Origin of the sequence: Terriglobus saanensis SP1PR4, assembly GCF_000179915.2 — a bacterium.
Taxonomy (GTDB): domain Bacteria; phylum Acidobacteriota; class Terriglobia; order Terriglobales; family Acidobacteriaceae; genus Terriglobus; species Terriglobus saanensis.
In genome coordinates, this window is the sequence record NC_014963.1 from 980,480 (window position 1) to 1,005,666 (window position 25,187).

Annotated in this window: 21 protein-coding genes; 16 read left to right on the forward strand and 5 right to left on the reverse strand. The window is 58.5% G+C overall.

Features of this window, described 5'->3' with window-relative positions:
* Positions 1–38: 38 nt before the first annotated feature.
* The 10 genes from ACIPR4_RS04120 to ACIPR4_RS04165 all read left to right on the forward strand — a co-directional run bounded on the left by ACIPR4_RS04120 (position 39) and on the right by ACIPR4_RS04165 (position 13,148).
* Positions 39–662 (forward strand): response regulator, encoded by a 624-nt coding sequence (locus ACIPR4_RS04120; RefSeq protein WP_013567389.1) that lies wholly within the window; start codon positions 39–41, stop codon positions 660–662.
* A 375-nt stretch (positions 663–1,037) separates the two neighbouring features.
* Positions 1,038–4,265, forward strand: coding sequence for a TonB-dependent receptor (locus ACIPR4_RS04125; RefSeq protein ID WP_013567390.1), 3,228 nt, complete (start codon positions 1,038–1,040; stop codon positions 4,263–4,265).
* A 113-nt stretch (positions 4,266–4,378) separates the two neighbouring features.
* Positions 4,379–5,137 carry an RraA family protein gene (locus ACIPR4_RS04130; protein ID WP_013567391.1) on the forward strand — a complete coding sequence of 253 codons (759 nt, stop codon included), beginning with the start codon at positions 4,379–4,381 and terminating at the stop codon, positions 5,135–5,137.
* 200 nt (positions 5,138–5,337) lie between these two features.
* Positions 5,338–6,639 (forward strand): selenocysteine synthase, encoded by a 1,302-nt coding sequence (locus tag ACIPR4_RS04135; RefSeq protein ID WP_013567392.1) that lies wholly within the window; start codon positions 5,338–5,340, stop codon positions 6,637–6,639.
* 25 nt (positions 6,640–6,664) lie between these two features.
* Complete coding sequence (locus tag ACIPR4_RS04140; protein WP_013567393.1) at positions 6,665–7,168, forward strand: RidA family protein; 504 nt, start codon at positions 6,665–6,667, stop codon at positions 7,166–7,168.
* A gap of 57 nt (positions 7,169–7,225) precedes the next feature.
* Complete coding sequence (locus ACIPR4_RS04145; protein ID WP_041586409.1) at positions 7,226–8,833, forward strand: PLP-dependent transferase; 1,608 nt, start codon at positions 7,226–7,228, stop codon at positions 8,831–8,833.
* 99 nt (positions 8,834–8,932) lie between these two features.
* Entirely contained in the window at positions 8,933–10,492 is a 1,560-nt protein-coding gene (locus tag ACIPR4_RS04150) for an amidohydrolase/deacetylase family metallohydrolase (protein WP_013567395.1), read from the forward strand.
* 289 nt (positions 10,493–10,781) lie between these two features.
* Positions 10,782–11,210, forward strand: coding sequence for a DUF3299 domain-containing protein (locus ACIPR4_RS04155; protein WP_013567396.1), 429 nt, complete (start codon positions 10,782–10,784; stop codon positions 11,208–11,210).
* Positions 11,200–11,898, forward strand: coding sequence for an ABC transporter ATP-binding protein (locus ACIPR4_RS04160; protein WP_013567397.1), 699 nt, complete (start codon positions 11,200–11,202; stop codon positions 11,896–11,898). Before ACIPR4_RS04155 ends, ACIPR4_RS04160 begins: the two co-directional genes overlap by 11 nt.
* The gene (locus ACIPR4_RS04165; protein ID WP_013567398.1) at positions 11,895–13,148 is read left to right on the forward strand and encodes an ABC transporter permease; all 1,254 of its coding nucleotides are present in this window, start codon (positions 11,895–11,897) and stop codon (positions 13,146–13,148) included. The genes ACIPR4_RS04160 and ACIPR4_RS04165 overlap by 4 nt, the downstream gene beginning before the upstream one ends.
* A 195-nt stretch (positions 13,149–13,343) precedes the next feature.
* Here ACIPR4_RS04165 and ACIPR4_RS04170 read toward each other — a convergent pair whose 3' ends face one another.
* Positions 13,344–14,051: a copper homeostasis protein CutC gene (locus ACIPR4_RS04170; RefSeq protein ID WP_013567399.1), complete on the reverse strand. Its 708-nt coding sequence runs from the start codon at positions 14,049–14,051 to the stop codon at positions 13,344–13,346.
* Positions 14,024–14,776, reverse strand: coding sequence for a hypothetical protein (locus ACIPR4_RS04175; RefSeq protein ID WP_187290245.1), 753 nt, complete (start codon positions 14,774–14,776; stop codon positions 14,024–14,026). Before ACIPR4_RS04175 ends, ACIPR4_RS04170 begins: the two co-directional genes overlap by 28 nt.
* A 104-nt stretch (positions 14,777–14,880) precedes the next feature.
* On the opposite strand from ACIPR4_RS04175, the gene ACIPR4_RS04180 reads away from it, so the two are divergent.
* The 4 genes from ACIPR4_RS04180 to ACIPR4_RS04195 all read left to right on the forward strand — a co-directional run bounded on the left by ACIPR4_RS04180 (position 14,881) and on the right by ACIPR4_RS04195 (position 19,108).
* Positions 14,881–15,600: a response regulator gene (locus ACIPR4_RS04180; RefSeq protein ID WP_013567401.1), complete on the forward strand. Its 720-nt coding sequence runs from the start codon at positions 14,881–14,883 to the stop codon at positions 15,598–15,600.
* Between the two features lie 23 nt (positions 15,601–15,623).
* Complete coding sequence (locus ACIPR4_RS04185; RefSeq protein ID WP_013567402.1) at positions 15,624–16,343, forward strand: response regulator transcription factor; 720 nt, start codon at positions 15,624–15,626, stop codon at positions 16,341–16,343.
* Positions 16,344–16,495: 152 nt separating this feature from the next.
* Positions 16,496–18,070 (forward strand): OmpA family protein, encoded by a 1,575-nt coding sequence (locus tag ACIPR4_RS04190; protein ID WP_013567403.1) that lies wholly within the window; start codon positions 16,496–16,498, stop codon positions 18,068–18,070.
* 264 nt (positions 18,071–18,334) lie between these two features.
* The gene (locus ACIPR4_RS04195; protein WP_013567404.1) at positions 18,335–19,108 is read left to right on the forward strand and encodes an SDR family NAD(P)-dependent oxidoreductase; all 774 of its coding nucleotides are present in this window, start codon (positions 18,335–18,337) and stop codon (positions 19,106–19,108) included.
* A 191-nt stretch (positions 19,109–19,299) separates the two neighbouring features.
* On the opposite strand, the gene ACIPR4_RS04200 is transcribed toward ACIPR4_RS04195, so the two are convergent.
* Positions 19,300–21,915: a DNA translocase FtsK gene (locus ACIPR4_RS04200; protein ID WP_013567405.1), complete on the reverse strand. Its 2,616-nt coding sequence runs from the start codon at positions 21,913–21,915 to the stop codon at positions 19,300–19,302.
* Between the two features lie 466 nt (positions 21,916–22,381).
* Between ACIPR4_RS04200 and ACIPR4_RS04205 the strand changes: the two genes are divergently transcribed.
* Both ACIPR4_RS04205 and ACIPR4_RS22410 read left to right on the forward strand, forming a co-directional pair.
* Positions 22,382–22,843 (forward strand): PA2169 family four-helix-bundle protein, encoded by a 462-nt coding sequence (locus ACIPR4_RS04205; protein WP_013567406.1) that lies wholly within the window; start codon positions 22,382–22,384, stop codon positions 22,841–22,843.
* A 73-nt stretch (positions 22,844–22,916) separates the two neighbouring features.
* Positions 22,917–23,351: a DoxX family protein gene (locus ACIPR4_RS22410; RefSeq protein WP_013567407.1), complete on the forward strand. Its 435-nt coding sequence runs from the start codon at positions 22,917–22,919 to the stop codon at positions 23,349–23,351.
* On the opposite strand, the gene ACIPR4_RS04210 is transcribed toward ACIPR4_RS22410, so the two are convergent.
* Together ACIPR4_RS04210 and ACIPR4_RS04215 are read right to left on the reverse strand one after the other, a co-directional pair.
* Positions 23,281–24,150 carry an undecaprenyl-diphosphate phosphatase gene (locus tag ACIPR4_RS04210; protein ID WP_013567408.1) on the reverse strand — a complete coding sequence of 290 codons (870 nt, stop codon included), beginning with the start codon at positions 24,148–24,150 and terminating at the stop codon, positions 23,281–23,283. The genes ACIPR4_RS22410 and ACIPR4_RS04210 overlap by 71 nt on opposite strands.
* 24 nt (positions 24,151–24,174) lie before the next feature.
* A complete protein-coding gene (locus tag ACIPR4_RS04215) occupies positions 24,175–25,185 on the reverse strand; it encodes a hypothetical protein (RefSeq protein ID WP_013567409.1) in 1,011 nt (336 codons plus the stop codon).
* Positions 25,186–25,187 lie beyond the last annotated feature (2 nt).

Here is a 25,187-nt window from a genome sequence, read left to right on the forward strand (position 1 = left end):
TCCATGTAAAACTACAGTTACATGAGGCAACGCAGCGAATGAAGCAGATCAAAGTCCTTCTTATTGAGGACCATTTCCTCGCACGCATGGCGTTGCAATCGGTTCTCGCAGGCCACGCACAGATCAGAATCGTCGGAGAAGCCTCCGATGGCGAACAGGGAATCGAACTCTACCGTTCTCTTTCCCCCGACGTCGTCGTGCTCGATCTCCGCCTGCCGCGTGTCTCCGGCTTCGATGTCATCACGCTTCTTCGCAAAGAGCCGCGCCCCGCGCGCATCGTCGTTCTCTCCAACTACCACGGGTCGGAAGATATCTACCGTGCCGTTCGCTCCGGTGCGATGGCATATCTCACCAAAGACGCCAGCGGCGAAGAGCTTATCAACGCCATTCAGAACGTCGATCGCGATCTCCGCTATCTTCCGCGCGTTGCACTGGATCGTCTCGCGGAACGTATGCCAGCGGTTGAACTTACGCCGCGTGAGAGTGAAGTTCTTATCTGCATCACGCAGGGAAGATCCAACCGCGAGATCGCGGAGCAGCTTCGCATTGCGGAGAAGACGGTTCGCATTCATGTCTCTTCGGTACTCGATAAGATGGGAGCACGCGACCGTACTCAAGCCACGATCTACGCGCTGCAACGTGGCCTTGTTCACTTCGACTAACGGTGTAGATTGTTCCTGAAACGTTGGTTTGTCCGTAGCTAGCGGCAAAATTTTCATTTGGAAGCTGCAGAGAAGGGATCTGCTTTTTCAAGGGCAGAGTTATTTTGTACGTTCTTCCGAATGGAGGAATTTACAAAAAGATATGTTCCCCGCATCGTAAAGAGCCAATTTTCTACCCGCTTGCAATAGGTCGAATAGCCTAGCTACGTCACTGGCAACTGACTGATGACAGGTAAGCTACAAATATTATCAAATCGTAACAATCCAAAAGTTCATCGCCCGCAGTCGGAGATTTTCATCCGATGTCGAGGCAAAGCTCCAGACATTTCCTGTTTCGCTTTCCCGGCTATGCCGAGGTCAAAGGAGTCTTATAACGTGAAAAAAATTCTCGTCTGTTGTGCTGTCCTGTTCTGCGCCATGGTAGGCCGCGCTCAGGTCGCAAATAATACCTCGCTTGTCGGCACAGTCACTGATCCTTCAGGTGGCGTGGTCGCAGGTGCAAAGGTCACCGCGATCAACGAAGGCACCAAGGTCTCTTACCCGGGTACAACGAACTCGGAAGGTTACTACTCCATCCCCTTTCTTCTTCCTGGTACGTACGACGTCACTGTCGAAACGCCAGGTTTTCAGAAGACTGTTACCAAGGGAATCATCGTCACCATCAACGTCGCGGTTCGTTCGGACGCTGCTTTGAAGGTCGGTTCGGAGAATACCGAAGTTACTATCTCTGCTGATAATCCCCCACTCTCGACCGACGACGCGCTTCTCGGTGAGACGGTCAGCCAGCAGCAGGTTCGGGATTTACCGACGGTTGGACGCCAGGCTCTTCAGCTCGCCGCCACGGCATCGAACATCGTCGTCAACGGTACGGCCCTTACCGGTAACCCTCCCGGCAACCGCGCTTCCGGCGCCGGCAGCCGTTCCATCACGAACAGCATCTCTCTCGATGGCATCTCGATCATGAACAACCTGACCTCGACTGCCTTCATCGTGCCCAACACCGACGCTCTCGACGCAGTTCAGACACAGAATGGTAATTACACCGCGCAGTATGGTGACTACCTCGGCGTTCACGTCAATGAAGTGACGAAGTCCGGTACGAACAAATTCCATGGCACGGCTTACGATTACATTCAGAACGACGGTTTCAACGCGCGCAGCTGGCTCCAGGCAAAGGGTTCGCCTAACTCCGAGCTTCGCTATAACCTCTTCGGCGGCGTAGTGAGTGGTCCCATCTGGAAAGATAAAGCCTTCTTCCTCGGTTCTTATGAAGGCCTCCGTCAGCACGGCGCTACCTATACCGTGAACCAGACAGTTCTTACGGCACGGATGCACACGGGCGACTTTGGCGAGCTTTGCACCGTCTTCAGCGCTGCAGGTCTTTGCACCACGGGGAACCAGCTTTTCAATCCTGTTACCCACGCGCCCTATTTGAACAACAAGATTCCCGTGGACCCAATTTCCGCGAAGATCCTGCCGTACCTCACCCTTCCTACCTCTGCGGGCGTGATCAATAACTGGTCCGGAAATCTTCCCACTGCGGTTAACTCGAATTCAAACCTCGAGCGTGTGGATTACAACCCCACCGACAAGATGCGTTTCTTTGCCCGTTATGCGCAGCAGTCGGTGAACAACTTTGCGCAGGCAGTCAATCTGGTCAATACCGCTTACACCACATCGCGTGGACGCAACGGCGCTGTTGGTTATACGCATATCATCACGCCGAAACTCGTCAATGATCTTCATCTTGGCTTCAACGTTGTCTACACGCAGATCGTGAACCAGCAGTATCAGACGAATCAGGCAAATGCAGGATCTGCCCTGGGAATCCCCGGATTTACCGCAGACGTCGATAGCGGCAATCCCGGTCTCGTCGATATGAGCATCACGAACTATCAGGGTGTAGTTCAGAATGGAACCAACTGGTTCCAGGAAGACAGAACACTCACCCTTTACGACCAGATCAACTACACACTCAACAAGCATGCACTGATGGCAGGTGTGAGCTTCCGTAAGTTCACGATCGGACGTAACGCAGCAAACTTGTCTCGCGGCCAGTTCACATTCGATCAGACTCTGATGACGGATCCAGCCGCAGCATTCGTCGCAGGTTTCCCCACAGGTCTCTCTTCTCCCCTCTTCCAGGTCAAGGGTTCAATCGGCCAGTGGCGTGACGGATTCTTTGCTCAGGATAACTGGCAGGTTACGCAGAAGTTCACCTTGCAGTATGGTTTGCGCTACGAACTCCCGCAGGTTGCTTATTCCTTAAACGGCGTAGGGCGTATCCTTGATCCAACGTGGACAAGCCTCTACCCTGCCGCTGGTGGAACTAATCCTGCAAACGCGACGAAATATCCCGGGTTCAAGTTCAGCGGACCCCAGCACTCCAACATCAGCCCGCGCGTTGGTTTCTCGTATCGCGTAACGGACAAGACGGTCATCCGCGGTGGCGGCGGTATCTACTACAACGCCAACCAGATGAACAGCTACACGCTTTCGTCCACCAACTATCCATACTCGGCCAACGTTACGAACTCCAACGCTGCCAGTAACATCAAGTTCACGTTGGATAATCCTGCAATCCCTGCGACCACCGCTTTCGGTCTTGCTACCTCGCCCTACAGCGCCTTTACGGTCGATTACAATCTTCCGACACAGCGTATGTATCAGTGGAACGTAGATCTCGGACAGGAAGTATGGCATAACGGCGGCTTTGAGCTTCAGTACCTCGGTTCGAAGTCCCTTCATCTCGACGAGAGCTACTACCCCAATCAGCCTGGCCCATCGACTGCATTCTCCAACGCAAACCGTCCTAATCCGAATATCGGTAATATCCGCGTAATTCACAACGATGCCATCGCAACCTATAACGGTTTGACCGCAATTCTGCGTCAGCGCATGTTCCACAACCTCACAGCGAACCTGAGCTATACGTGGTCACACGCTCTGGACGAGTCTGACAGCTCGAACGATGGCGGTACGGCTATGTGGCAGGGTCATCTCAAGCTGGATTACGGTAACTCCAGCTACGACATCAAAAACCGCTTCGTTGGTACCGTCACCTATGCCTTCCCGACACTTGAGCATCACAACGCACTCATTCGCCAGACCCTCGGCGGATGGCAGGCAAACGCGATTGTCGATCTTCGGAGTGGATCGCCGCTCAACCTTACCCTCAGCACGGACTACGCGCATGTCAACGGCGTAGGCACGCAGCGTCCTAACTTCGTTCACGTGCCGCTGGCTTCGACTTGCAGCCGTGGAACGGTTACGGGAACAGGCGGATCAACAAGCAACAACTGCTTGGACAAGACTGCTTTTGCAGCACCGGCAAATGGCACTTTTGGCAATCTGCATCGCAACGCGATTTACGGTCCTGGTGCCACAAACACGAATGCTTCGCTCTTCAAGAACTTTCCAATCTGGGAGCAGGTCGCCCTGCAGCTCCGCGTCGAGGCTTTCGATGTCTTCAATCATCCGAATCCCGGCAATCCGAATACAAACATTCAGAGCCCCTCGTTCGGATTCATCACGGGGCCCAACACGAACTTCACCTCGACGGGATCTCGCATCCTGCAAATCGCTGGCAAGATCAACTTCTAGTTGATTTGCATCACTCCTCAACAGCCGCCGAAGCTCAAACTTCGGCGGCTGTTTTCTTTTCTCCTCGTCAAGCGCTACGATTCTCCTAACCAACCGCTGGAGACGCACCCCGTATGTTCGCAACACGTAAAGTTCTCGCTGCCGCCGTTTTCGCCGCAACCGCTTGCACCCTTGGCCTCACGCTCCGTGCCGATACGCCTCTCACCGCCGCCGATTACGAGCGCGATCTCCCACGCATGATTGAGGCTTACCGACACGTTGAGGCGGCCAGCGTATCCGACGCCGAAGAGCAGATCCTCCACGAAAAGCACTACATGTCCCACAAGATGCAGGCCATCTTCCCCACGAAATTTGCAGGGGCCGCGCTCACTGTCCTGCTCAAAAAAGAAGAGAACAAAGATCCGAACGCCCTCTCCGGCATGCTTTCCGCGATCGACGGCGGTGGCCCCGGCTCGGTCTACGTGATGAAGATTGAAGACGGCGCAGATATCGCCGGCATGGGCGGCCTGATGGGTACCTCCATGTTTGCCCGCGGCTTCTCCGGGGCTGTCGTGGACGGCGGCGTGCGCGATCTGCCGCAGCTCAAAAAGATCGGCTTTCCCGTCTACGCCCTCGGCCCCGTGCCTTCTACCTCCGTCGGCCACTATCGTTTCGGCGGCATGAACATTCCGCTCGAAGTCGATGGCACCCATGTCGAGGCTGGGGATATCATCGTGGCCGATCAGGATGGGGTTGTCGTTGTGCCGCGTAAGAACGCCGCAGAAGTCCTCATCAAGGCCCAGCAACTCGACAATTCAGAGCACTCCATGTATCCCTTCATCGAGAAGTTTCACTCCATCGTGGAGGCCGTGAAGCAGTTTGGCCGCATCTAGCCCACGTTTTGTGGCGCTATAGCATTTGACCTATCCGAGCGGCGGTCTTTCGACCCATGACAATGCATGGTCGAATGCCGTCAAATAGCCCCATTCATCACCCACTCATCTGTAGCGCTGTAGCTTGCACGATTTGATCTTGGTCCTGCCGCTCCGTCGCTTCGCAGACACGTCCCCGCAGTCTTCTCCCGGAGCCTATCATGTCCCGTTTAAATCCCGCAGAGTCCAGTCCTCTTTCCCGCCGCAGGTTCTTCCAGTGGACCAGCTCCCTGGCAGCGACCCTCGGCGTTGTACCTCTGCTCCAATCGACTGAGGCCCTGGCCGCTCCTGCAGCCGCCGTCTCCGGTGAGGACTACTACGCAAAGCTCGGCGTCGAGAAGATCATCAACGCAGCCGGAACTTACACCACGCTTACGGCTGCGTGCATGCCCGCTACGGTCGTCGCAGCTGTTCAGAAGGCCGCTCTGCATCCCGTCCGTCTGCACGATCTCCAGGTCAAATCCGGCGAGTACCTTGCGCAGCGCCTGAAGTGTGAAGGCGCTCTTGTGACCTCGGGCGCTTCCGGAGCCATCACCCTGGCCACTGCGGCCTGTATGCAGGCCGCAAACGGCAACCGCCCCGTCGATCTGCCGCAGAAGGCAGAAGGCCTCAAGAAACAGGTCATCGTGCAACGCGCACATCGGTACGGCTACGATCACGCCATCTTCCTGACCGGCGCACGCATTACGGAAGTCGTCACGCTCGACGAATACAAGGCAGCCTGCGCCAAGGGCGACGCCGTGATGACGAACTTCTTCAACGCAGCTGAAGAAGAAGACGGCATCGCCGCGACCGCGCAGATCGGCCGCGAAGAGTGGCTCCGTATTGCACACGAACACAACATCCCCTGCCACATCGACGCCGCCGCAGATATGCCTCCCCTCTCTAACCTCTGGAAGTACACCGGTATGGGCTTCGACCTCGTCTCCTTCTCTGGAGGCAAGGGCATCCGCGGACCGCAAAACGCAGGTCTTCTCCTCGGCAAGAAGAAGTACACCGATCTCGCTCACCAGAACAACAACCCCGGCGAAGGCGTTGGCCGCGGCATGAAAGTCGCCAAGGAGCAGATCGTCGGCATGGTCGCTGCCATTGACTGGGTCCTCTCCCACACGGAAGAGTCGATGCAGGGCGACTACCAGAAGCGCGCCGACCTCATCGCCTCGATGGTCAAGAATGTTCCCTCCGTCAAAACGGAGACCGTTGTTCCCAAGATCGCGAACCACGTTCCACATCTGCTCATCCGCTTCGATCCCGCCGTTACGGGAATCACTACGAGCGAACTCGTCAATCGACTTCGTACCGAGCAGCCCTCCATCGAACTCAATCCCAACACCGGACACAAACCCAACCAGGGCATCCCGTCCGATGCGAATACTCTCGTCGTCGGTGTCTGGATGCTTCAGCCCGGCGAAGACGCCATCGTAGGCCGCCGCATCCGCGCCGCCCTCACCAAAAAAGCTTAATCAACTTCGGAAGGAAAACTACACCATGGAAATGAACTCCCGCAGAGATCTCCTCAAGAATGCCGCCGCCGCAGCCGTTGCCGTCACCGGCGCAGCCGCCCTTGTTCCGTCTGCGATGGCCCAGGCCTCCAAAGCGCTGCCTCTTGAAAAGAAGTCCGTTCCTCCTCGCGTTGTGAACGACAAGCCGACCGGCACACCGCCCAAGGTTCCTCTCTTCTCGTCGATCATCACCTACGGCAACCTGGTCTTCCTCGCAGGCGTTGGAGCCCACTTCACGGGAACCATCGAAGAGCACACGAAGCACGTTCTTGATGAGCTCGAAAGCAATCTGCAGAAGGCCGGTTCCTCTATGGAGAAGGTGCTCAAGGTGAACGTCTACCTGAACGACCTCGCCGACTTCCAGCGGATGAACACGATGTACCAGGGCCGCTGGGGCGCTGTCCCTCCCGTGCGCACCACCGTTGCCGTTGCAAAGGGCGGCGTCCCCGGAGATTCGCTCGTTGAGATCGACTGCATCGCTTTCATCTAGCATTGCTGCAACACGCCGCATGGCCGCAACGAACTCATGATTCAGAAAGGCAACATCATGTCCCTCTTCCGCAATGCGAGCTGGTCCAGGCGCGATCTTCTCAAGCAGACCGGCATGCTTTCCGCAGCCGCTGCGACTGCACCACTCTCTGCCGCTGCCGCAACGATGGCCAAGCCGACCGGTCCCGACCACGTCACCATGACGAGCACGGATGCCGACAATCTCTTCACACGCATCGGCGTGCGTCCCATCGTGAACGCACGTGGTACGTACACCATCATCTCCGGTTCGCAGTCTTTGCCTGAAGTGAAGAAGGCCATGTTCGAGGCCTCTCACTACTACGTGCAAATGGACGAGATGATGGCAGGCGTGGGTGCGGAGATCGCCAAGCTCATGGGCGCTCCCAGCGCCATCGTGACCTGCGGTTGCGAAGCCGCCATCGCGCTTGCCACGGTTGCCTGTATCGCCGGCACTGATCCCGAGCGCTCGCAGTCTCTGCCCTACGTCAAAGGCCGCAATCAGGTCATCATTCCTACCTATTCGCGTAACCAGTACGACTTCGGCGTCCGCATGTCCGGCCCCGAAATCGTTGAGGTCGACACCGAAGACCAGCTCCGGGCGAAGATGTCCGAGCATACCGCGATGATCTACATCATCTCCGGCCCGCGCGCCTTCCAGGAGCCGCTCTCCATCAAGACTGTCTGCGCCATCGCGAAGGAAAAGAACGTTCCCGTCTTCGTCGATGCCGCAGCAGAAGAGCCGCTTGTTCCCAACATCCATCTCGCAGCCGGTGCTACTTTCGTGGCCTACTCGGGTGGCAAGTGTATGCGTGGACCGCAGGCTGCCGGCGTTCTGCTTGGCCCCTCGGATCTCACGAGGGCCGCTTTCTGGAACGCCGCTCCCCATCACAACTGGGGCCGCGCGCTCAAGGTCGGTAAAGAAGAGGCGATGGGCATGCTCGCCGCGGTACAGCAGTGGTACAAGCGCGATCACGATGCAGAGCAGAAGCAGTGGCTTGCCTGGGACAACTACATTATCGACGCGCTCAAGGGCATCCCGTCGCTTACTTCGAAGATCAACATGCCGGACGCGGACCTCTCCAACCGCGCTCCAACCATCGACATCATGTGGGACGCGGAGCAGGTCGGTATCACCGGAACGGAACTCGTCGAGATGCTCGACAAGGGATCGCCGCGCATCCTCGTTGCAGGTGGCTCGGGCCATCGCCCCGACATGATGCAGTCCTCCGTCGGCATCATGCCGTACATGATGCAGCCAGGTGACTACAAGATCGTTGCCGCTGCGCTCTCGAAGTATCTGCGCAACCCCGGCAAGCATGCGAATCCTCCCGTACCGACAGGAACTCTGGCGAACGTTGCTGGCACGTGGAACGTCACGGTCAACTTTACGCGCGGCACCGGCCAGCAGCAGTTTGTTCTTACACAGGATGAAGCATCGATCAGCGGCGAACAGAACGGCGAGCTCTTCAAAGCACAGATGCGCGGAAAGGTCGTTGCCGATCACGTCACGCTCATGAGCTCCATGAACGCGAACTATTCCAACATCCCCTGGACCTTCACAGGCGTCGTCTCCGGCAGCACTATGTCGGGCGATGTAAGGATGGGCGAGTACGGCGCCGCAACTTTCACGGCAAGCAAAGCGTAAATAGACAAGAAGGCCCGGCAGACACACTCTGCCGGGCCTCACTTCTTCGTACGACAGTCAAAGCAAAACGTAGTACACCCTGTTCCGAGAGGCTCACACATGAACGTCAAACCCTTCGGCCGCGCCGTTCTCGCTAGCGCGGTTCTGTGTAGCACAGCACTGATTGCGCAAGCGCCTATGCCCGCAGCGCAGCCCGGTCCCGGCGCAAATCCCGCGGCGCCTACCGCTACTCGCCGCATGGGCATGCCCATGAAGCCCAACACGCTTCCCTATGACCTCATCCTTGCGGGCGGACACGTTGTCGATGCGAAGAACCACATCGACGGCATTAAGGATGTGGGCATTAAGGACGGCAAGGTAGTTACCGTAGGTACGAACCTCAAAGCCGCCGACGCGCTCAAGACCATTGACGTCAAAGGCATGTGGGTCTCGCCTGGCCTCATCGATCTTCACACGCACGTCTACACGGGCACCGGTGAAAAGGGTTCCTACGCGGGTGACAACTCGGTCTATCCCGACGGCTTCACGCTGCGCAACGGCGTGACTACCATCGTCGATGCAGGCTCTTCGGGTTACAAGAACTTCGACGACTTCAAAGACAAGATCATCGACCGCTCCATCACACGCGTCCTCGCCGAACTCAACATCGTCGGCTCCGGCATGCGCGGTGGCAAGTATGAAGACAATCTCGATGACATGGACGGTAAGGCCACCGGCGATTTCGCTCTCAAGTATCCCGGTGTCGTCGTCGGCATCAAGAGCGCGCACTTCAATGGTCCCGAGTGGAAGCCCTATGAGCAGGCGGTTATTGCGGGCAACATCGCGAACATCCCCGTCATGATCGACTACGGTGCACGCCGCATCGAACGTCCTCTCTACGACCTCGTCACCAAGTACCTCCGTCCCGGAGATATCTATACGCATTGCTTCGCTGGCAACCGCGGCGAGCAGGATGCAGAGACGGGCGGTCCCTCCAAGGCGCTCATCGACATGCGCAAGCGTGGCATCTACTGCGATATCGGTCACGGCGGCGGCTCCTTCGCCTTCTCCGTCGCCGCTCCGATCATGCGCGCCGGATATAAGCCTGACTCCATTTCGACCGATCTTCACATCACGTCGATGAACGGTTCGATGAAGGACATCCTCAACGTCGCGGACAAGTTCCTTCTCATGGGAGAGACCATCCCGGAAGTTCTCACGCAGATGACTGCGAACCCCGCGCACGAGATCAAGCAGGACCAGCTCGGCAACCTCTCGCCAGGCGCAATCGCGGATGTGGCGGTCTTCTCCGTGGAGAAGGGCAACTTCGGTTTCTTTGACATGTTTGGCGCAAGGGCCGTCGGTCACGAGAAGCTCATCTGCGAACTTACGATCAAGGATGGAAAGATCGTCTATGACCTCAACGCCATCGAGTTCGACAACTGGGACGCACCGAAGCACACCTCGGACCCAGCCATGACGCGTCATTGGTCCACCTTCTCCGAGCGTCCCTTTGGCGTCCAGCAGTCCGCGCGCTGGCCTGTATGGATTCCGCCATCGCAAAAGAACACGCACGAGGAAGGACCGCCGGATCGCTACAACATGCGCGCTCCCGCAACCACCCCGGAGACCGCAAAGCCCAACCCGGGCGATCCGAACACCCCTGCTCCCCCAAAATAAGCAAAGAGCAGTATTGGAACGGCGCCCAGCTATCGGGCGCCGTTTCGGCTTACTGACTGTACGTGCCCCATTCTTTCGCGCGCTCTTTTGCTCGAAAGGGTGGGTTTGCGCAGAGCGCACAAACCAGATTTCTCAGGAAGCGCAAACCGGGTGCCCCATACATCGCGTTCTTTGCGATGTGTGGGTTATGCGCAAAGCGCATCGTTCGAGCGCAGCTCGACCGCCTCAAACTCAATCCGCAACAAATCGCCACCGAACTGCGTCTCACTTACTAGCAGAGGAGAACGTCATGAAACTCAGATCCCTGATTCTGGGAACAGTCCTCTCGACCACACTCCTCTTCGCCGCGCCCACGCCGACTTCACAGACGGTCACCTGGTCGACCCTCAAGACCCTCGACGCCAAGCCCACATCGCCCGCGCGCTCCCTGAACAACCAGAACATCACCATCCCTGGCTTCATGGTTCCTTTGGAAGACGATGCCGACATGGTCACCGAGTTCCTCCTCGTCCCCTTCGCCGGTGCGTGTATCCACGTCCCGCCGCCTCCACCGAACCAGATGATCTACGTGAAGCTGACACGCGGACAGAAGGCGAAGTATCCGTACACCGAACCCATCGTCGTCACCGGACACCTTCACGTCTCCACAGTACAGAGCCCCTATGGTGATGTCTCGTTCAACATGGACGGAGACTCGGTCAACCCGTATGACCAGTAACGCAATCGATCTGGCGAATGTAATCTTCGCCTACAAAAGTGGCTCTCCCATTCTTCGCATCCCATCACTGCAGATCCCCACAGGCCGTCGTGTCTTTCTTCACGGTCCCTCCGGAAGTGGAAAGACGACACTGCTCTCGTTGATCTCCGGCGTGCTCACCGCCCAGCAGGGAAGTGTAGAAGTGCTCGGACGCGATCTCACAAAGCTGTTACCCGGCGCGCGCGACACACTGCGTGGCAGCGAGATCGGCTACATCTTCCAGGGCTTCAATCTCATTCCCTATCTCACCGTGCGCGAGAACATCGCTCTCCCCTGCGACCTTCATCCGACGCGCCGCAAACGCATCACGGCGTCCACAACAGCGGAAGAGGTCCGCCGCATCGCCACGCGCCTCGACCTCCACGCACAGCTCGATGCTCCCGTCACGCATCTCTCCACCGGTCAGCAGCAGCGTGTCGCCATCGCCCGCGCCATCATCGGTTCACCCGCGCTCGTGATCGCAGACGAACCAACGTCGTCGCTCGACACCGATCGCCGCGACGCTTTCCTCGCTCTTCTTACAGAAGTCACAACGGAAACGCGAGCCACGCTTCTCTTTGTCTCGCACGACCGCTCGCTAGCTAAGCACTTCGACGAAACGCTCTCGCTCGCAACGATCAACGAAGCTGCGCAGACGGAGGCCGCATGATCCTTCTGCGCCTCGCCTTCAAATCGCTTCGCTCCCGCGCTCTCACTACGACCCTCACGGTCTTCTCCATTGCACTCTCTGTCATGCTTCTTGTCGGCGTAGACAGGCTTCGCAACGCCGCGCAGGCAGGCTTCTCCGGCACACTCTCTCGGACCGACCTCGTCGTCGGCGCGCGTGGTGGAGATCTGCCTCTTCTGCTCTCCACGGTCTTCCATATCGGCAACGCCTCGAACAATATCTCCTGGGATACCTATCAACACTTCGCCCATCACCCGGCAGTCGCCTGGACCATCCCGATCTCCATGGGAGATTCGCATCGCGGTTATCGCGTCGTTGCCACGGATGAAAACTTTTACGCACACTACCAGTACCGCGGAGGGCAGCATGTCGCGCTTGCTCAGGGGCGAATTCCGTCCGCGCTCTTCGACGTAGCCCTCGGTGCAGAGATCGCGCAGCGTCTCGGCTATCGTCTCGGCCAGCAGATCGTACTAGCCCACGGTGTGCAGGAACACTCGATCATCAAGCACGACAACACACCCTTCACCATCGTCGGCATCCTCGCGCCCACGGCCACGCCGGTAGACCGCGCCGTCTATATGACCCTTCTCGGCGACGAGGCCATGCACTTCGGTTGGGAGGGCGGCACGCCGCCAGCTATCGGGGAAGCCGTTCCGAAGCTCGATCCCTCCAAACTGAAGGTCGACGAGGTCACCGCCTTCCTACTCGGTGCAAAGTCCCGCGTCAGCACCCTCTACCTGCAACGCGAGATCAGCACCTACAAACCCGAACCACTGACCGCCATCATTCCCTCGCTCACTTTGCAGGAGCTCTGGGGTCTCCTCGACTACGCGGACACGGCGCTCTCTCTCGTCTCCGCAGCCGTCCTTGTCGTCGGTCTGTTGGCGATGCTGATCGCGCTCTACACGGCGCTCAACGAAAGACGGCGCGAGATTGCCATCCTTCGCGCCGTAGGCCTGCATGCACGACAGATCTTCACGCTCTTCCTGTTAGAGTCAACCCTCATCGCCACGGTGGGTACCGCTCTTGGCATTGCGGCCGTCTACGGGCTTCTCTACGCGCTCCACACCACCATCGAGAATCGCTTTGGGCTGCCTGTAGCGCTCGTAGGCCTCTCCAGCCGCGTAGAGATCTACGCGGCTGTCACGATTGCCTCAGCAGCGCTCCTGGGTGCCATTCCTGCCTTCCGCGCCTATCGCAATTCCCTGGTTGACGGCCTCAGCGCCAATTAGCTAAGCGCTCCTGTGCCCCATCCTTTCGCAGCTTTATCGCGAAACCGGGGTCCCTGGCGAACGGCTTTTTGTTCGCTGGGGTGGGAAAGGGTGGAGTCGCGCAGAGCGCACAAACCAGATTTTTTAGGAAATCCGGGGACGGTAGATCCCTTCGCTGTGCTATGAGATGACAAATATTGGGCTGGAGAACGAAAACTATCCAGCGTGAAGCATCCCAACCACCGCACGGACGTCCTCAACCTTAACCGCTCCATCCGCAGCCAAAGTCCCATGCAAATCCAACAACCCCATCCCCACCAGAAGCGGAACATTCGAAACCCTAACCCCACCCCCGGTAGCCACCACCACACGCCCCGCCGCTTGTCGCCGCATCTTCACCAAGACCTCGACACCGTGGACAACATCCGCCGCCCCACCAGAACTCAAGACCCGATTGACTCCACAGTCAATCACGTCTTCCAGCGCATCGAAGATCATTGCAGCATCGTCCATCGCCCGATGAAACGTGACCTCTAAACCCTCTGCCTTCGCTAACGCAACGAGCGAAGAAGTGCGCGCAACATCTACACTCCCGTCTTCAAGCAGCAAGCCAAACACCACGCCACGTAGTCCCAGACCGCGCGCCATGCGAACCGAATCCTCCATCTCCGCAAACTCGGAGCTGGTGTACAGAAAGGATCCGTCACGCGGTCGCACCATGCCGTGAACCGGAAGAGAAGTCGCAGCGACACACTCCCGAATAAGTTTCATCGGAGGTGTCACCCCACCCACATCCAGCCGCGCGCAGAGCTCCACGCGAGTCGCCCCACCCTCTTCCGCCACGCGACAGGCGCGCGCACTCTCAACGCATAGTTCAAAGCTCCAGCGCGCAGGATTCACGGAATCGCCCGTCGCAACATCCATCCGCTCATCCCTACAAAAAATACGGTGGCGATCACCGCCGCCATCATCAACTTCCACCACACCAATCCATCCCTTACGCCATTGACTCGATAAGCTGGATTTGCCGCTACGTCTCCCATGTGAGCCATCTTCACAGCAGTCGGCAGGGTAAAGCCGCGCGCATAGCCGTACTGCACTGCCGGTAGCCCCTCCGCACCGAAGTACAGAATCGGATCGGTTCCGCCAGCAAGGGGGGTGAAACACAGGCTCCGCCGCCGCATCTCCAGACGCACACGCCTGCCTTCCTTGGCCCAGATGCGCACCTCGGCGTCTTTCTGCAGATTGGCTCCAAGCGTCACGGGAAATACGCCGTTCTTCAGCTCACCACGGACCGACTCGCGCAGAGAGGGCTTCGCCATCGCTTCCACATCCACCGCGCCCTGGCCGCCTTCTACGGCAACCCGCTCTACGGGAACCTTCGCTGGCAGATGGAGGGCTGCGCCTACGCTGCCCTCTGCGGCCACCTCATAGAGGGATCGGTCCTCAGGGCGTGTCACCCCAGACCGCAGCGACTCTTCGTCGTAACTCTCTTCGACGGCATAGGGCACTTCTTCGCCGTCCTGCACCAGCCGCAGATCGCGCAGGGCAGGCTCAGCCTTCGGAAAGACCTCCGCATCCAGCACTGCGCACACCACGCCTGCGCGCTCCGGAACATGCACCGTACGCTGCCAGCGGAAGGCAGACACGTTCATCCTCGGCCCGTTCAGCAACATCACAACCATCAACGCAAGTACCCGCATCGTGCAGCGATTGTAACGGGGTCACGCCCTTAGGTTGTAAAGTGGACGCCATGGCCTCGGATCCGCGCACAATTCTGACCATTGACGACGACGCCATCACCCGTCAGGTCCTCGCTGTCGTGCTCGAAGAGGCCGACTGGGAGGTTCATGCGGCAGACTCCGGCGAAGCAGCTCTGGCACTCCTGCATGCGCTTCAACCGCAGGTGGTCCTTAGCGATCTCCAGATGCCTGGCTTATCCGGCGAAGAGCTGGTGCGTGCACTTCGCTCCATGGTTCCCTCAACGACCAGGATCCTCGCCATGTCGGCGACGCAGAAGGCCTCCAGAGCGCTGGAAGCCTTCGACGGTTTTCTCCTGAAGCCCTTCACCGCCGAGGATCTAACCGCCACACTGAATGCCGCCGGAACCCAGCAGATGGAAGCCCCAGCAAACGACCTCAACGAAGCTGTCTGGCAGAAGCTAATGGCCTCCATGCCGCAACCACAGGTCTTCGCCCTCTATGAATTTGCCCTCCAGGATGCTGCAAGCCGCGTGGAGAGCATGCAGGCTGCGCTGACGCGGCAGGATTACGGGACTCTTCATGCCCAGGCTCACGCGCTCAAGGGCTCCGCTGGCATGATTGGCGCTGGAACACTGCGGGCTCTCGCTGCGGCTATAGACGACACGCCCGCCACAGCGGCCATCCCAACATCTGTCGGTGAACATCTAAGAAACATTGTGACCGGGATCTCCCGACTTCGCAGTATCCTGCTGGAACGCTCCATATCTTGATCGCGCGCTTACGGAGTGATTGTATGACTGTTACAAAAGACCTTGGAAAGCTGCCGCCAGCAAAAGTTGTCCCGGCCTCCCGTCCAATCATCCGTCTCGTCGTTGCCGATGATCATCCCGTCGTACGCTTCGGCGTAAAGAACATGCTCATGGCCGATCCCGGCTTCGAAGTCGTTGCGGAAGCCGAAGATGGCGACGTCGCCATTACCCAAGTGCTTGAACACGAGCCGGACATCCTTCTGCTCGACGTCCAGATGCCACGCCTCCCCGGTCTCGAAGCCATGCGCGCCATCATGTCCCGTTCGCCTCGCGTCAAAATCATCCTGCTCACAAGCACCATTTCCACGCAGCAGATCATCGAAGCCCTCCAGATCGGCGCGCGCGGTATCGTCCTCAAGGACTCCGTCGCTGGGGACCTGGGCGAGAGCATCCGCGCCGTCGCCAGCGGTGACTATTGGATCGGCGGAGAGCGCGTCGTCAACCTCGTCATGGCCCTTCACGGCTTGATGCAGAAGGCCGCAGCCCAGCCTGAACGCAAGACTTTCGGCCTCACGCCGCGCGAGCTCGAGGTAGTCGGTTGCATCGTCGAAGGCTGTTCCAACAAAGACGTCGCCCGGCAGTTCAACATCTCCGAAGAGACGGTCAAGCGCCATCTCTCGAACATCTTCGATAAAACCGGTGTGTCCACGCGTCTCGAACTCGCACTCTTTGCCATCAGCCACAAACTCGTCGCCTCCGACTAACCCAAAGCAAGGCATCTCGGGCCCGATGCCTTGCGTCCGGCCCGAGATGCCCGGAAAACAACAAATAAACCCATCCCACCCACGCCATCTTCTTCGCATCCCACAACAGGTATGCGCAGCCTGTCTGCGTCCACGAAGGAGAAGCACGAACCATGAAAATTGCTCGGTACGCATTCCTCACCCTGCTTACAGCAGGTATTTCAATCTCTGCCTCGGCACAGGAACCAAACCCAACGAATGATGCGCGCACCGCTCAGTCGAACGGTATCCAGAATGGCGGCCGTCCCGTCAGCGAGCTCAACGGCGTTCCCCTCTATCGCGTCAATGTCGTCCAGCGCGATCTTGATGCTGTGAACTACCTGCACCGCTCCGGCTCTACGCATATCGGCTTTCAGGGCACCGTACTTCTGCCCGGAGCCAAGGGTGAAGCCAAGGTCGAAAGCCAGCGCGGTACCATTCACGTTGATGCCAAGTTTCAGGGCCTTACGCCCGCCAGCGGCTTCGGCCCTGAGTATCTGACCTATGTTCTCTGGGCCATCACGCCGGACGGAACACCTTCCAATCTGGGCGAAGTTCTCCCCGCCGGTACAAAGAACAATATTGAAGTTACAACCAATCTCCAGTCCTTTGGCCTCATCGTGACCGCAGAGCCCTACTTCGCTGTGAAGGTTCCTTCCGACATTGTCGTGCTGCAGAACGTCATCCTCCAGGACAAGACCTCCGGCGTCCTGGAAAAAGTGAACGCGAAGTACACACTGCTTCCGAAGGGACTCTACAGCGCGCAGACCGCTGGTTCTAAGACGGTACTCGATCCCATCACGCGCAACGAACATTCTCCGCTTGAGCTCTACGAAGCACATAACGCTTACAACATTGCCCGTCTCGCCGGTGCAGACCACTACGCTCCAGACATTATGGCGCAGGTTCGCACCAATCTGAAGAACGCGGACGATATGGACGGATCCAAGAAGCGCGACGAAAAGATGGAGATCACTTACGCGCGTGAAGCTGTCCAGCGCGCTGAAGATGCCCGTCTGTCCAGTATTCGCAAGCGTATCGCTGAAGAGCGCCAGGCCGAAGTAGATGCCCGCCAAACGGCAGAAGCCCAGGCCCAACAGTCCGCCATGGCAGCGCAGCAATCGCAGCTTGACGCCGCAAAGGCCCAGGCCGAAGCGGAACGCTCCGCCGCTGCGAAGGCTCAGGCTGACGCGCAGCGCGCTCAGGCCGAAGCAGCAGCAGCCAACGCGAACGCAAGCGCCGATGCCGCACGTGAAGCTGTCGTCAAGCTGCGTCAGCAGATGCGCGATCAGCTGAACTCCATCCTTGCTACCAAGGAGACCCCGCGTGGTCTCGTTGTCAGCCTCTCCGACGTGCTTTTCGATACCGGAAAGTACACGCTTAAAGGGGATACGAAGATCTCCTTGGCAAAGGTTGCTGTGATCGTCGCCTCGCATCCTGACCTCAAACTTCAGGTTGAGGGCTACACCGACTCCGTGGGTTCCGATGACCTGAACCAGAAGCTCAGCGAAAACCGCGCCAACTCTGTGAAGGCTTTCCTGATCGCCAACAGCGTGAACCCGGGTAACATCACTTCGCTCGGTTACGGCAAGTCGCACCCCGTAGCGGACAACGGCACCTCAGCCGGACGCGCTCAGAACCGCCGCGTGGAACTAGTTATCTCCGGCCCCTCCATCGGCATTGCCACCCAGGCCGAACCCACCAACTAACCATCAATAACGCACCAACGAGGCCGCCCTTACAAAGGGCGGCCTCGTTATGCTTTGTGCCCCATTCTTCGCAGCTTCATCGCGAAGGGGGCGTCGCTCAGAGCGCACAAGCCAGATTCATCAGGAAACCCACAACCGGGTGCCCCATACATCGCGCTCTTTGCGATGTGTGAGCCATGCGCTGAAAGCGCATCCTTCGAGCGAAGCTCGACCAACACCATCCCACCTCAATCAGCTATAACCAGAAGAACAAGGAGCACCCCAATGTCCCTCTCTCTTCGCAGCCAGACCGTCTTCATCACAGGAGCCAGCTCTGGCATCGGTCGCGCCACCGCCTTTGCCCTCGCGGCAGAAGGCGTCCGCCTCCTCCTCTGCGCTCGCAACCCGGAAAAGCTTCCCACCGAAGCCGAACTCACTGGCGCAGGTGCGGAAGCCGCTCACCTCTTCGCCATGGACGTCTCCAGCCGTGCAGTCATCGAAGTTGCCGTCGCTGCTCTCCCCGAAGAGTGGAAGAAAGTCGATATCCTCGTCAACAACGCAGGCAAGGCACGCGGCCTCGCCAAGATCTACGAAGACGATCCCGATCACTGGGACGAGATGATCGACACCAATGTAAAAGGACTCCTCCACGTTTCGCGCGCCTTTATTCCCGGCATGGTGCAGCGTGGCCGCGGCCACGTCGTGAACCTCGGCTCAACCGCCGGCCACTGGACCTACGCCAACGGCGCAGTCTACTGCGCCTCCAAAGCAGCAGAGCGCGCCATCAACGAAGGCATGAAGATCGACCTCACCGGAACGCCCGTCCGCGTCACTACGGTTGATCCAGGCATGGTGGAAACCAACTTCTCCGCAGTGCGCTTCAACGGCGACGAAGAAAAAGCAGCCAAGGTCTACGCAGGCCTGACTCCACTCACGCCCGAAGACGTAGCCGACGCGATCCACTACGCGGTTACGCGCCCGGCCCACGTGAATATCCAGACCATCCTGATGATGCCCACCGACCAGGGCAACGCCACCGTCTTCAACCGCAAAAGCTAGATAATCCACGTGCCCCATCCTTCGCGGCTTCATCGCGAAGGGTGGGGTCGCGCAGAGCGCACAAACCTGATCCCTCAGGAAACCCGGGTGCCCCATGTCCCGTCTTTGGGCCATGGGCCATGCGCAAAGCGCATCCCTCCGAGCAACAAAAAAGCCCCGCCGAAAGGCGGGGCTTTCCGATACCAAAAGTTCTACCGCAAAGCCTCGTCCATCTCACTCAACCAGCTAGGACTCTTCAAAATCTCCCGAGGCTTCGAACCATCCGCAGGCCCCACGAGCCCATCCCGCTCCATCATGTCGATCAGATGCGCCGCGCGTCCATACCCAACGCGCAGCCGTCGTTGCAGCAGCGAAGTGCTCGCCTTGCCGAACTCGAAGACCAGCCGAACCGCATCGTTGAACAACTCATCGTTATCATCGTCGCCCTCAGCCGCACCCTCGCGCTGCATCTTCTCATCCTTCGGTCCTTCGAGGAATCCGGGTACATACTCCGCCTCGCCCTGAGCTTTCCAGAACTCAACGACCGCGGAAATCTCCTTCTCCGTAACGAAGGGTGCATGCACCCGCTGCAGCCGCGAAGTGCCCGGTGGCAGGAACAGCATATCGCCGCGTCCCAGCAGGCTCTCCGCTCCGTTGGAATCGATGATCGTGCGTGAATCCACCTTCGTTGCCAGACGGAAGCTCATGCGTGTTGGTACGTTGGCTTTGATCAAACCGGTGATGACATCCACCGAAGGCCGCTGCGTCGCCAGCACAAGGTGAATGCCCACCGCGCGGGCCATCTGCGCTAGGCGTGTGATGCTCTCTTCCACGTTCGCCTTGTCCAGCATCATCAGATCGGCAAGCTCGTCGATGATGATCATGATGTACGGCAGCGGCTCCTGCTCTTCGCCATCCTCATTGAAGAGCTGCCCACTCTCAAACAGTTTGTTGTACTGATCGAGGTTGCGTACATGGCGGCTCGCCAGTAATTTCAGACGGCGCTCCATCTCCCGCACCGCGTTACGTAGCGCATTGGCGGCGAGTTTGGGCTCCGTGATGATCGGCGTGAAGAGATGCGGAATGCCCTCATACATGCCAAGCTCAACCCGCTTTGGATCGACAAGAATCATGCGTACCTGCTCAGGCGTCGCCTTGAAGAGGACCGACATGATCATCGCGTTGATCGCGACTGACTTACCTGAACCGGTTGAACCTGCAATCAATACATGCGGCATCGCCGAAAGATCCGCGGTCACGATGCGCCCGTTGATGTCCTTGCCCATCGCAATCGCCAGCTTGCTCTTGCTTGTGGCGAAGTGCTCGCTCTCCACGACGTCGCGCAGCCAGATCGTCTCGCGCTCATGGTTTGGCACCTGGATGCCGACGGTGCTCTTGCCCGCCATGCGCTCAATCAGAATAGACTCGGCTGCCATCGCAAGACAGAGATCATCTGCAAGTCCCGTCACACGTGAGTACTTCACACCCGCATCCGGACGGAACTCGAACGTCGTCACCACCGGCCCCGGATTGATCTGGGTTACCTGGCCATCCACGCCAAACTCGGCGCACTTTTCGACCAGCACCTTTGCCTCTTCACGCAGTGCATCTTCGCGAACGTTGGCATGCTCCTCGCTGCGGTACAGCAGGCTCGAAGGCGGCAGCTCGTAGCCGCGCACGCTCTTCGCCACCAGCGTGACTGTCTTCAGAGCTTCGTCCGCGCGCTTGCCAAAGGTGATGCCCGCATCGGCCTTGGGAGCAGCGACAGGGAAGTCGACGATCTTGGCCCTTGGAGCCGGTCGCTCTTCTTCCCAGCGAGGCTCCTCCGCCGGCGCAACCCAATCGGCAAACTCATCCTGCTGCGCCCCGGATACTTCACGCTCCAGCATGGCCTCGGCCATCGCTTCCAGCTCGCTCGGTACCGGCCGGAACTCCGGCTCGGGAACATTGGGTGCATCGACAACCGTACGCGGCATGGCAGACCACATGCTGCCCCGTGGCGCGAGCTCCTCGTCCTCAACGACCACAGCCTTATCCGCGCGCACGCCGCGTCGCCAGAGGCTCATCTTCGCCCATAGCGTGGCGATCAACGAATTGCTCTCGCCCACACTCTGGATCGACTGCTGCAGCGCTGCAGTCTCCCGCAGTTCTGCGGCCCGTCTGCTTTCGAACTCCTCTCCAAATTGTTCAACTGTGCGATCCGAGGCCTGGGCTTTTTCCAGCTTCTTCATCGCGCGCGCTTCTCTCCAGCGCTCGATAAACCCAAGCCGCGCCTCAAACCACTCGCGCCACGTGTTGAAGGTAAACGTCGTCGAAAGATAAAGACTCAGCGCAACCGCCAGAGCCACCACAATGCAGGCTCCGGGGAAGTTCAGCAGAGCGACGAGCGCATCCGCGCCCAGCTTTCCAATGACGCCCTCGATTGGCAGCGCATGCCGCCACAACAGACCTCCCGGCATCAGGCCGAACATCACCGGAGCAAAGACCATCCAGAGCCCAAGCCCCAGGCTCTTCGCCATCGGCGATCCGGCGCCCCGCGACCGTATCCAGCAGATGCCCAGCCGTCCCAGCATCAGCGGAAGCGCCACGACGGCAATGCCGAAGACCTGCAGCAGCAGATCGCTTACCCAGGCGCCCATCAGCCCCGTCCAGTTCTTCGCCGGACGTCCCGTCATGTAGCCGCCGACGGAGTTCAGCGAAGGATCCCCCGGCGTATAGCTCACCAGGGCCAACAGCAACATCGCCGCCGCAACCAGCAGCGTCAGGCCCAGAACTTCATTCAGCCTGCGGCTCTTCGTCGGCGTCATTTCGATCTTCAATGGCTTCATCGGGAACAGACCTCCGCCCGCGCACAAACACTATGCGCAGAACACCATAAGTATCGCCAAACCGGGCCCTGAATCAGCACACAATCGGCACCCCGCATCCACTCCAATACTCCCCAAATGAGCCATTATTTTGTGCATTTGTTCTCACGGAAATCAAAGTTTCTTTCCACAAGCGACAAACCTCGCCATGAAGCAACGCTTCCGTCGCCGAGCCACTCCATCTACAAAGCACCTACATCACCGCTTCGGACATACTCCGAAACGGTCCTTAGTTTGAAATGATTTGTCGTAATGAAATGCAGAATACAGGGCAGCGGGAGGGGGTTTTCGCGATTTCCTCCCTTTGTCACCGGCCAAGGAGAATCGCACTGCAACCGGTGGACCGCTGCTCCTCTGCACCCTTTTCAGTAACCAATGAAACGAAAACGAATGAAACGAACCAATGACCGAAAGGAACTATAGCGACATGTCCAGCGAAAATAACAAGAATTCAGAAGTGGAAAGCACGCTTAAGGAAGTCATCGGCGTCCTCATTGACGGCGAAGAAGGCTTCCAGAAGATCGGTCACGACCTGAAGGACGAAACGCTGAAGCGCTACTTCCTCGCCGAATCCCTCAAGCGCGCCCGTTTCAAAGGCGATCTGGAAGATGTTCTCATCAAGGGTGGCGTACATGACGCATTCAAGGAAAAGGGCACCGTAGCTGGTTCCATTCACCGCACCTGGGGCGAGATCAAGCAGGCCTTCGGCGGCGACGATCATACCCTTCTGGCGACGGCTGAAGGTGGCGAAGATACCGCCAAGAAGACCTACGCAGAAGCCCTCAAGAAGGACCTTCCGCTTCCCGTGCACCAGCTTCTCAGTGAGCAGGCAGCGCACATCCAGACCTCTCACGACTACGTGAAGGCCGCTCGCGACGCACGCAAGTAGTCCGCAACCGATCAAGCAGCACAGAAAAGCCCCGCGTTCACTCGCGGGGCTTTTTCGTTACAATCCCACACACATGTCCAGACTGAAAATCGCCGGGCTTTACCTGCAGGCGCTGCTCTACGTCTTTGCTGGGATCAACCATCTCTGGCATCCCCAGCCTTACCTCGGCGTTATGCCGCCCTACTTCGCCGGTCCAGCATTCTGGGTCGCGTTTACGGGCTACTGCGAGATCGCGGGTGGGCTGGGGCTTTTCCTGCACCGAACACGCAGCCTGAGCGCCTGGTCAATTGCTGCCATGCTGCTCGGCTACTTCACTGTGCACATCCACATGCTCGTCCACCAAGCCGACCTCTACCCCACGATCCCAGTGTGGGGATTATGGGCACGTCTCGCCTTCCAGCCGGTATTGATCGCCTGGGCGCTTCTTTACAGCGGGTCTATTGATGCAGATGGAGCCAAACCAGTAGGCCGGCACCCAGCAGAATCCGATAAATCGCAAAAATCGTAAATCCGCGCTGCCGAACCCATCCCAGAAACCACGCTACAACGACGTAGGCCACGACAAAGGAGACGGCCAGGCCGATGATGAGCACAATCCAGCCCTGCGCGTCGATCACCAGCGGCGTAAGCGTATCTGCTGATTCTGCTGCCTTTGGGTGCAATGCCTTGAGCAGGCTGTAGCCCGTAGCTGCAATCATGGTCGGAATGGACAGAAGGAAACTGAACTCAAGTGCCGTGGGCCGGTCCATGCCTGCAAGCTGCCCCGAGGCGATCGTCGCCATGGAGCGCGAAGTGCCTGGAACCACAGCACTTAGAACCTGTGCCAAACCAATCCACACGGCCTGGAAGATGTTTAGGTCTTCCACGTGCGTCGTGGAAGGCTCGCGGCGAGCCGCCCAGGCATCCACGATCCACATAATGATGCCGCCCACCAGAAGCGCCAGCGCCATGACCGTGAGGTTCTCAAGATTTTCGCCGACCTTCTTGGAGAGAATCTTCGCTGGAATCGCCGTGCAGACAAACGCGATGAAGGTCAGCGTGATCGGATGTGTGAGCCACGTCTTCTCGCCTCGCTCTCCCGTCGGGAAAGTGCGGAAAAACCCAATGATCTTGCTGAGAAATAGCAAAAGGAGGGCGAGAATCGCGCCCAACTGGATCACGATCGTGTACATCTTCCAGTACGGATCGGCCAGGTTGATATGCAGGGCCGCTTCCGCCAGACGGAGGTGGGCCGTGGAGCTAACAGGCAGAAACTCCGTCAAACCTTCGACGATGCCAAGGATTACTGAAACCAGATAAACGTTCAAGCTCTCTCCAATACCAGACCAGAATCAGTCGCGGTCATTTCCATACACAGGAATACCTTGTTCGATCCTGTATATCATCGCAGCCGCGCGCGGCGCGAAGTCCGTGGTGCCAAACTTCTGCTGAATCTGGTTGGCAAGGTCGTGGGCATGTTGGGCCGCGGCATCGGCGCGTTTCTTGTTTTCTTCCGCCGTATACATGCTTACAAGGACGCCCTGACGATAAAGCGCGTTCCAGAGGGCCAGGGCTGTCTTAGGACCATCGGGAAACTGGGCGGCATACTTTTCATAGACCACGCTCTCATCCTGCGGGCACTTCGGAAGCCCCTGCCAGTCGCCGCAAAGCTTCTGGTCCAGAAGATCGAAGGCCGCCAGGGCCGCGTACTTTGTTCCGGGATAGTACTTCTGCACCCTCTTCAAACCCGCGTCGTACATCCGTGGCCGGGCATTGGGGTCGGCCTCTTTCGCGCTCGGAAGGGTGCTGAGGTCGCCTTTTTCAAGCTGCCAACGAATATCTGCGGAACGCCATGCGCTCTCCGCCGCCAGTGGGGAGTCGGGAAAGTACTCCGCAACCCGACGATAGAGAAGATACGCAGCCCCCGCAGCCATCTTGGGAGCGTGCGGCTCCATGGCTGCTGCTTCGTAAGTAGCCGCAGCGCCATAGAGAACACGGTCACCGTTCGGCGTCTTAGCACTGACGACGCCCTTGTCTCGAATCCATCCGCTCTTCGGGGTCACGGCATCATCGCCGAGAAACTCCGGCGTCTCTTCGTCGCGCTGCTCTTCCACGTCCGTGTTGGCGAAGACGCGGACCCAGCCGCTGGAGATCTGGTTCGATACGACCTCGTGTCCGGGCGTGACCAGCGTGATTCTCTGTGACTGATCGTCCGCCGCAACGTAGACGTTTGCCGGATGAATCAGCGTGGCCCGCGAAGCGCGGTCGTAGCCAGCCTGATCCTGCGGACGCTGCTTTTGTGCCGTCGAAACGACGCCAGAAAGAATGAAGAGCAAAAGAGATCCGTAGAGAAACCTTCGCATAG

What these genes read in the sequence shown, in the direction of transcription:
- ACIPR4_RS04145 (WP_041586409.1), top strand. Translation starts at nt 7,226, where the DNA reads ATGTCCCTCTTCCGCAATGCGAGCTGGTCCAGGCGCGATCTTCTCAAG.
- ACIPR4_RS04200 (WP_013567405.1), bottom strand. Translation starts at nt 21,915, where the DNA reads ATGAAGCCATTGAAGATCGAAATGACGCCGACGAAGAGCCGCAGGCTG.
- ACIPR4_RS04215 (WP_013567409.1), bottom strand. Translation starts at nt 25,185, where the DNA reads ATGCGAAGGTTTCTCTACGGATCTCTTTTGCTCTTCATTCTTTCTGGC.
- ACIPR4_RS04185 (WP_013567402.1), top strand. Translation starts at nt 15,624, where the DNA reads ATGACTGTTACAAAAGACCTTGGAAAGCTGCCGCCAGCAAAAGTTGTC.
- ACIPR4_RS04195 (WP_013567404.1), top strand. Translation starts at nt 18,335, where the DNA reads ATGTCCCTCTCTCTTCGCAGCCAGACCGTCTTCATCACAGGAGCCAGC.
- ACIPR4_RS04180 (WP_013567401.1), top strand. Translation starts at nt 14,881, where the DNA reads ATGGCCTCGGATCCGCGCACAATTCTGACCATTGACGACGACGCCATC.
- ACIPR4_RS22410 (WP_013567407.1), top strand. Translation starts at nt 22,917, where the DNA reads ATGTCCAGACTGAAAATCGCCGGGCTTTACCTGCAGGCGCTGCTCTAC.
- ACIPR4_RS04130 (WP_013567391.1), top strand. Translation starts at nt 4,379, where the DNA reads ATGTTCGCAACACGTAAAGTTCTCGCTGCCGCCGTTTTCGCCGCAACC.
- ACIPR4_RS04155 (WP_013567396.1), top strand. Translation starts at nt 10,782, where the DNA reads ATGAAACTCAGATCCCTGATTCTGGGAACAGTCCTCTCGACCACACTC.
- ACIPR4_RS04120 (WP_013567389.1), top strand. Translation starts at nt 39, where the DNA reads ATGAAGCAGATCAAAGTCCTTCTTATTGAGGACCATTTCCTCGCACGC.
- ACIPR4_RS04165 (WP_013567398.1), top strand. Translation starts at nt 11,895, where the DNA reads ATGATCCTTCTGCGCCTCGCCTTCAAATCGCTTCGCTCCCGCGCTCTC.
- ACIPR4_RS04205 (WP_013567406.1), top strand. Translation starts at nt 22,382, where the DNA reads ATGTCCAGCGAAAATAACAAGAATTCAGAAGTGGAAAGCACGCTTAAG.
- ACIPR4_RS04170 (WP_013567399.1), bottom strand. Translation starts at nt 14,051, where the DNA reads ATGGATGTTGCGACGGGCGATTCCGTGAATCCTGCGCGCTGGAGCTTT.
- ACIPR4_RS04135 (WP_013567392.1), top strand. Translation starts at nt 5,338, where the DNA reads ATGTCCCGTTTAAATCCCGCAGAGTCCAGTCCTCTTTCCCGCCGCAGG.
- ACIPR4_RS04150 (WP_013567395.1), top strand. Translation starts at nt 8,933, where the DNA reads ATGAACGTCAAACCCTTCGGCCGCGCCGTTCTCGCTAGCGCGGTTCTG.
- ACIPR4_RS04190 (WP_013567403.1), top strand. Translation starts at nt 16,496, where the DNA reads ATGAAAATTGCTCGGTACGCATTCCTCACCCTGCTTACAGCAGGTATT.
- ACIPR4_RS04140 (WP_013567393.1), top strand. Translation starts at nt 6,665, where the DNA reads ATGGAAATGAACTCCCGCAGAGATCTCCTCAAGAATGCCGCCGCCGCA.
- ACIPR4_RS04160 (WP_013567397.1), top strand. Translation starts at nt 11,200, where the DNA reads ATGACCAGTAACGCAATCGATCTGGCGAATGTAATCTTCGCCTACAAA.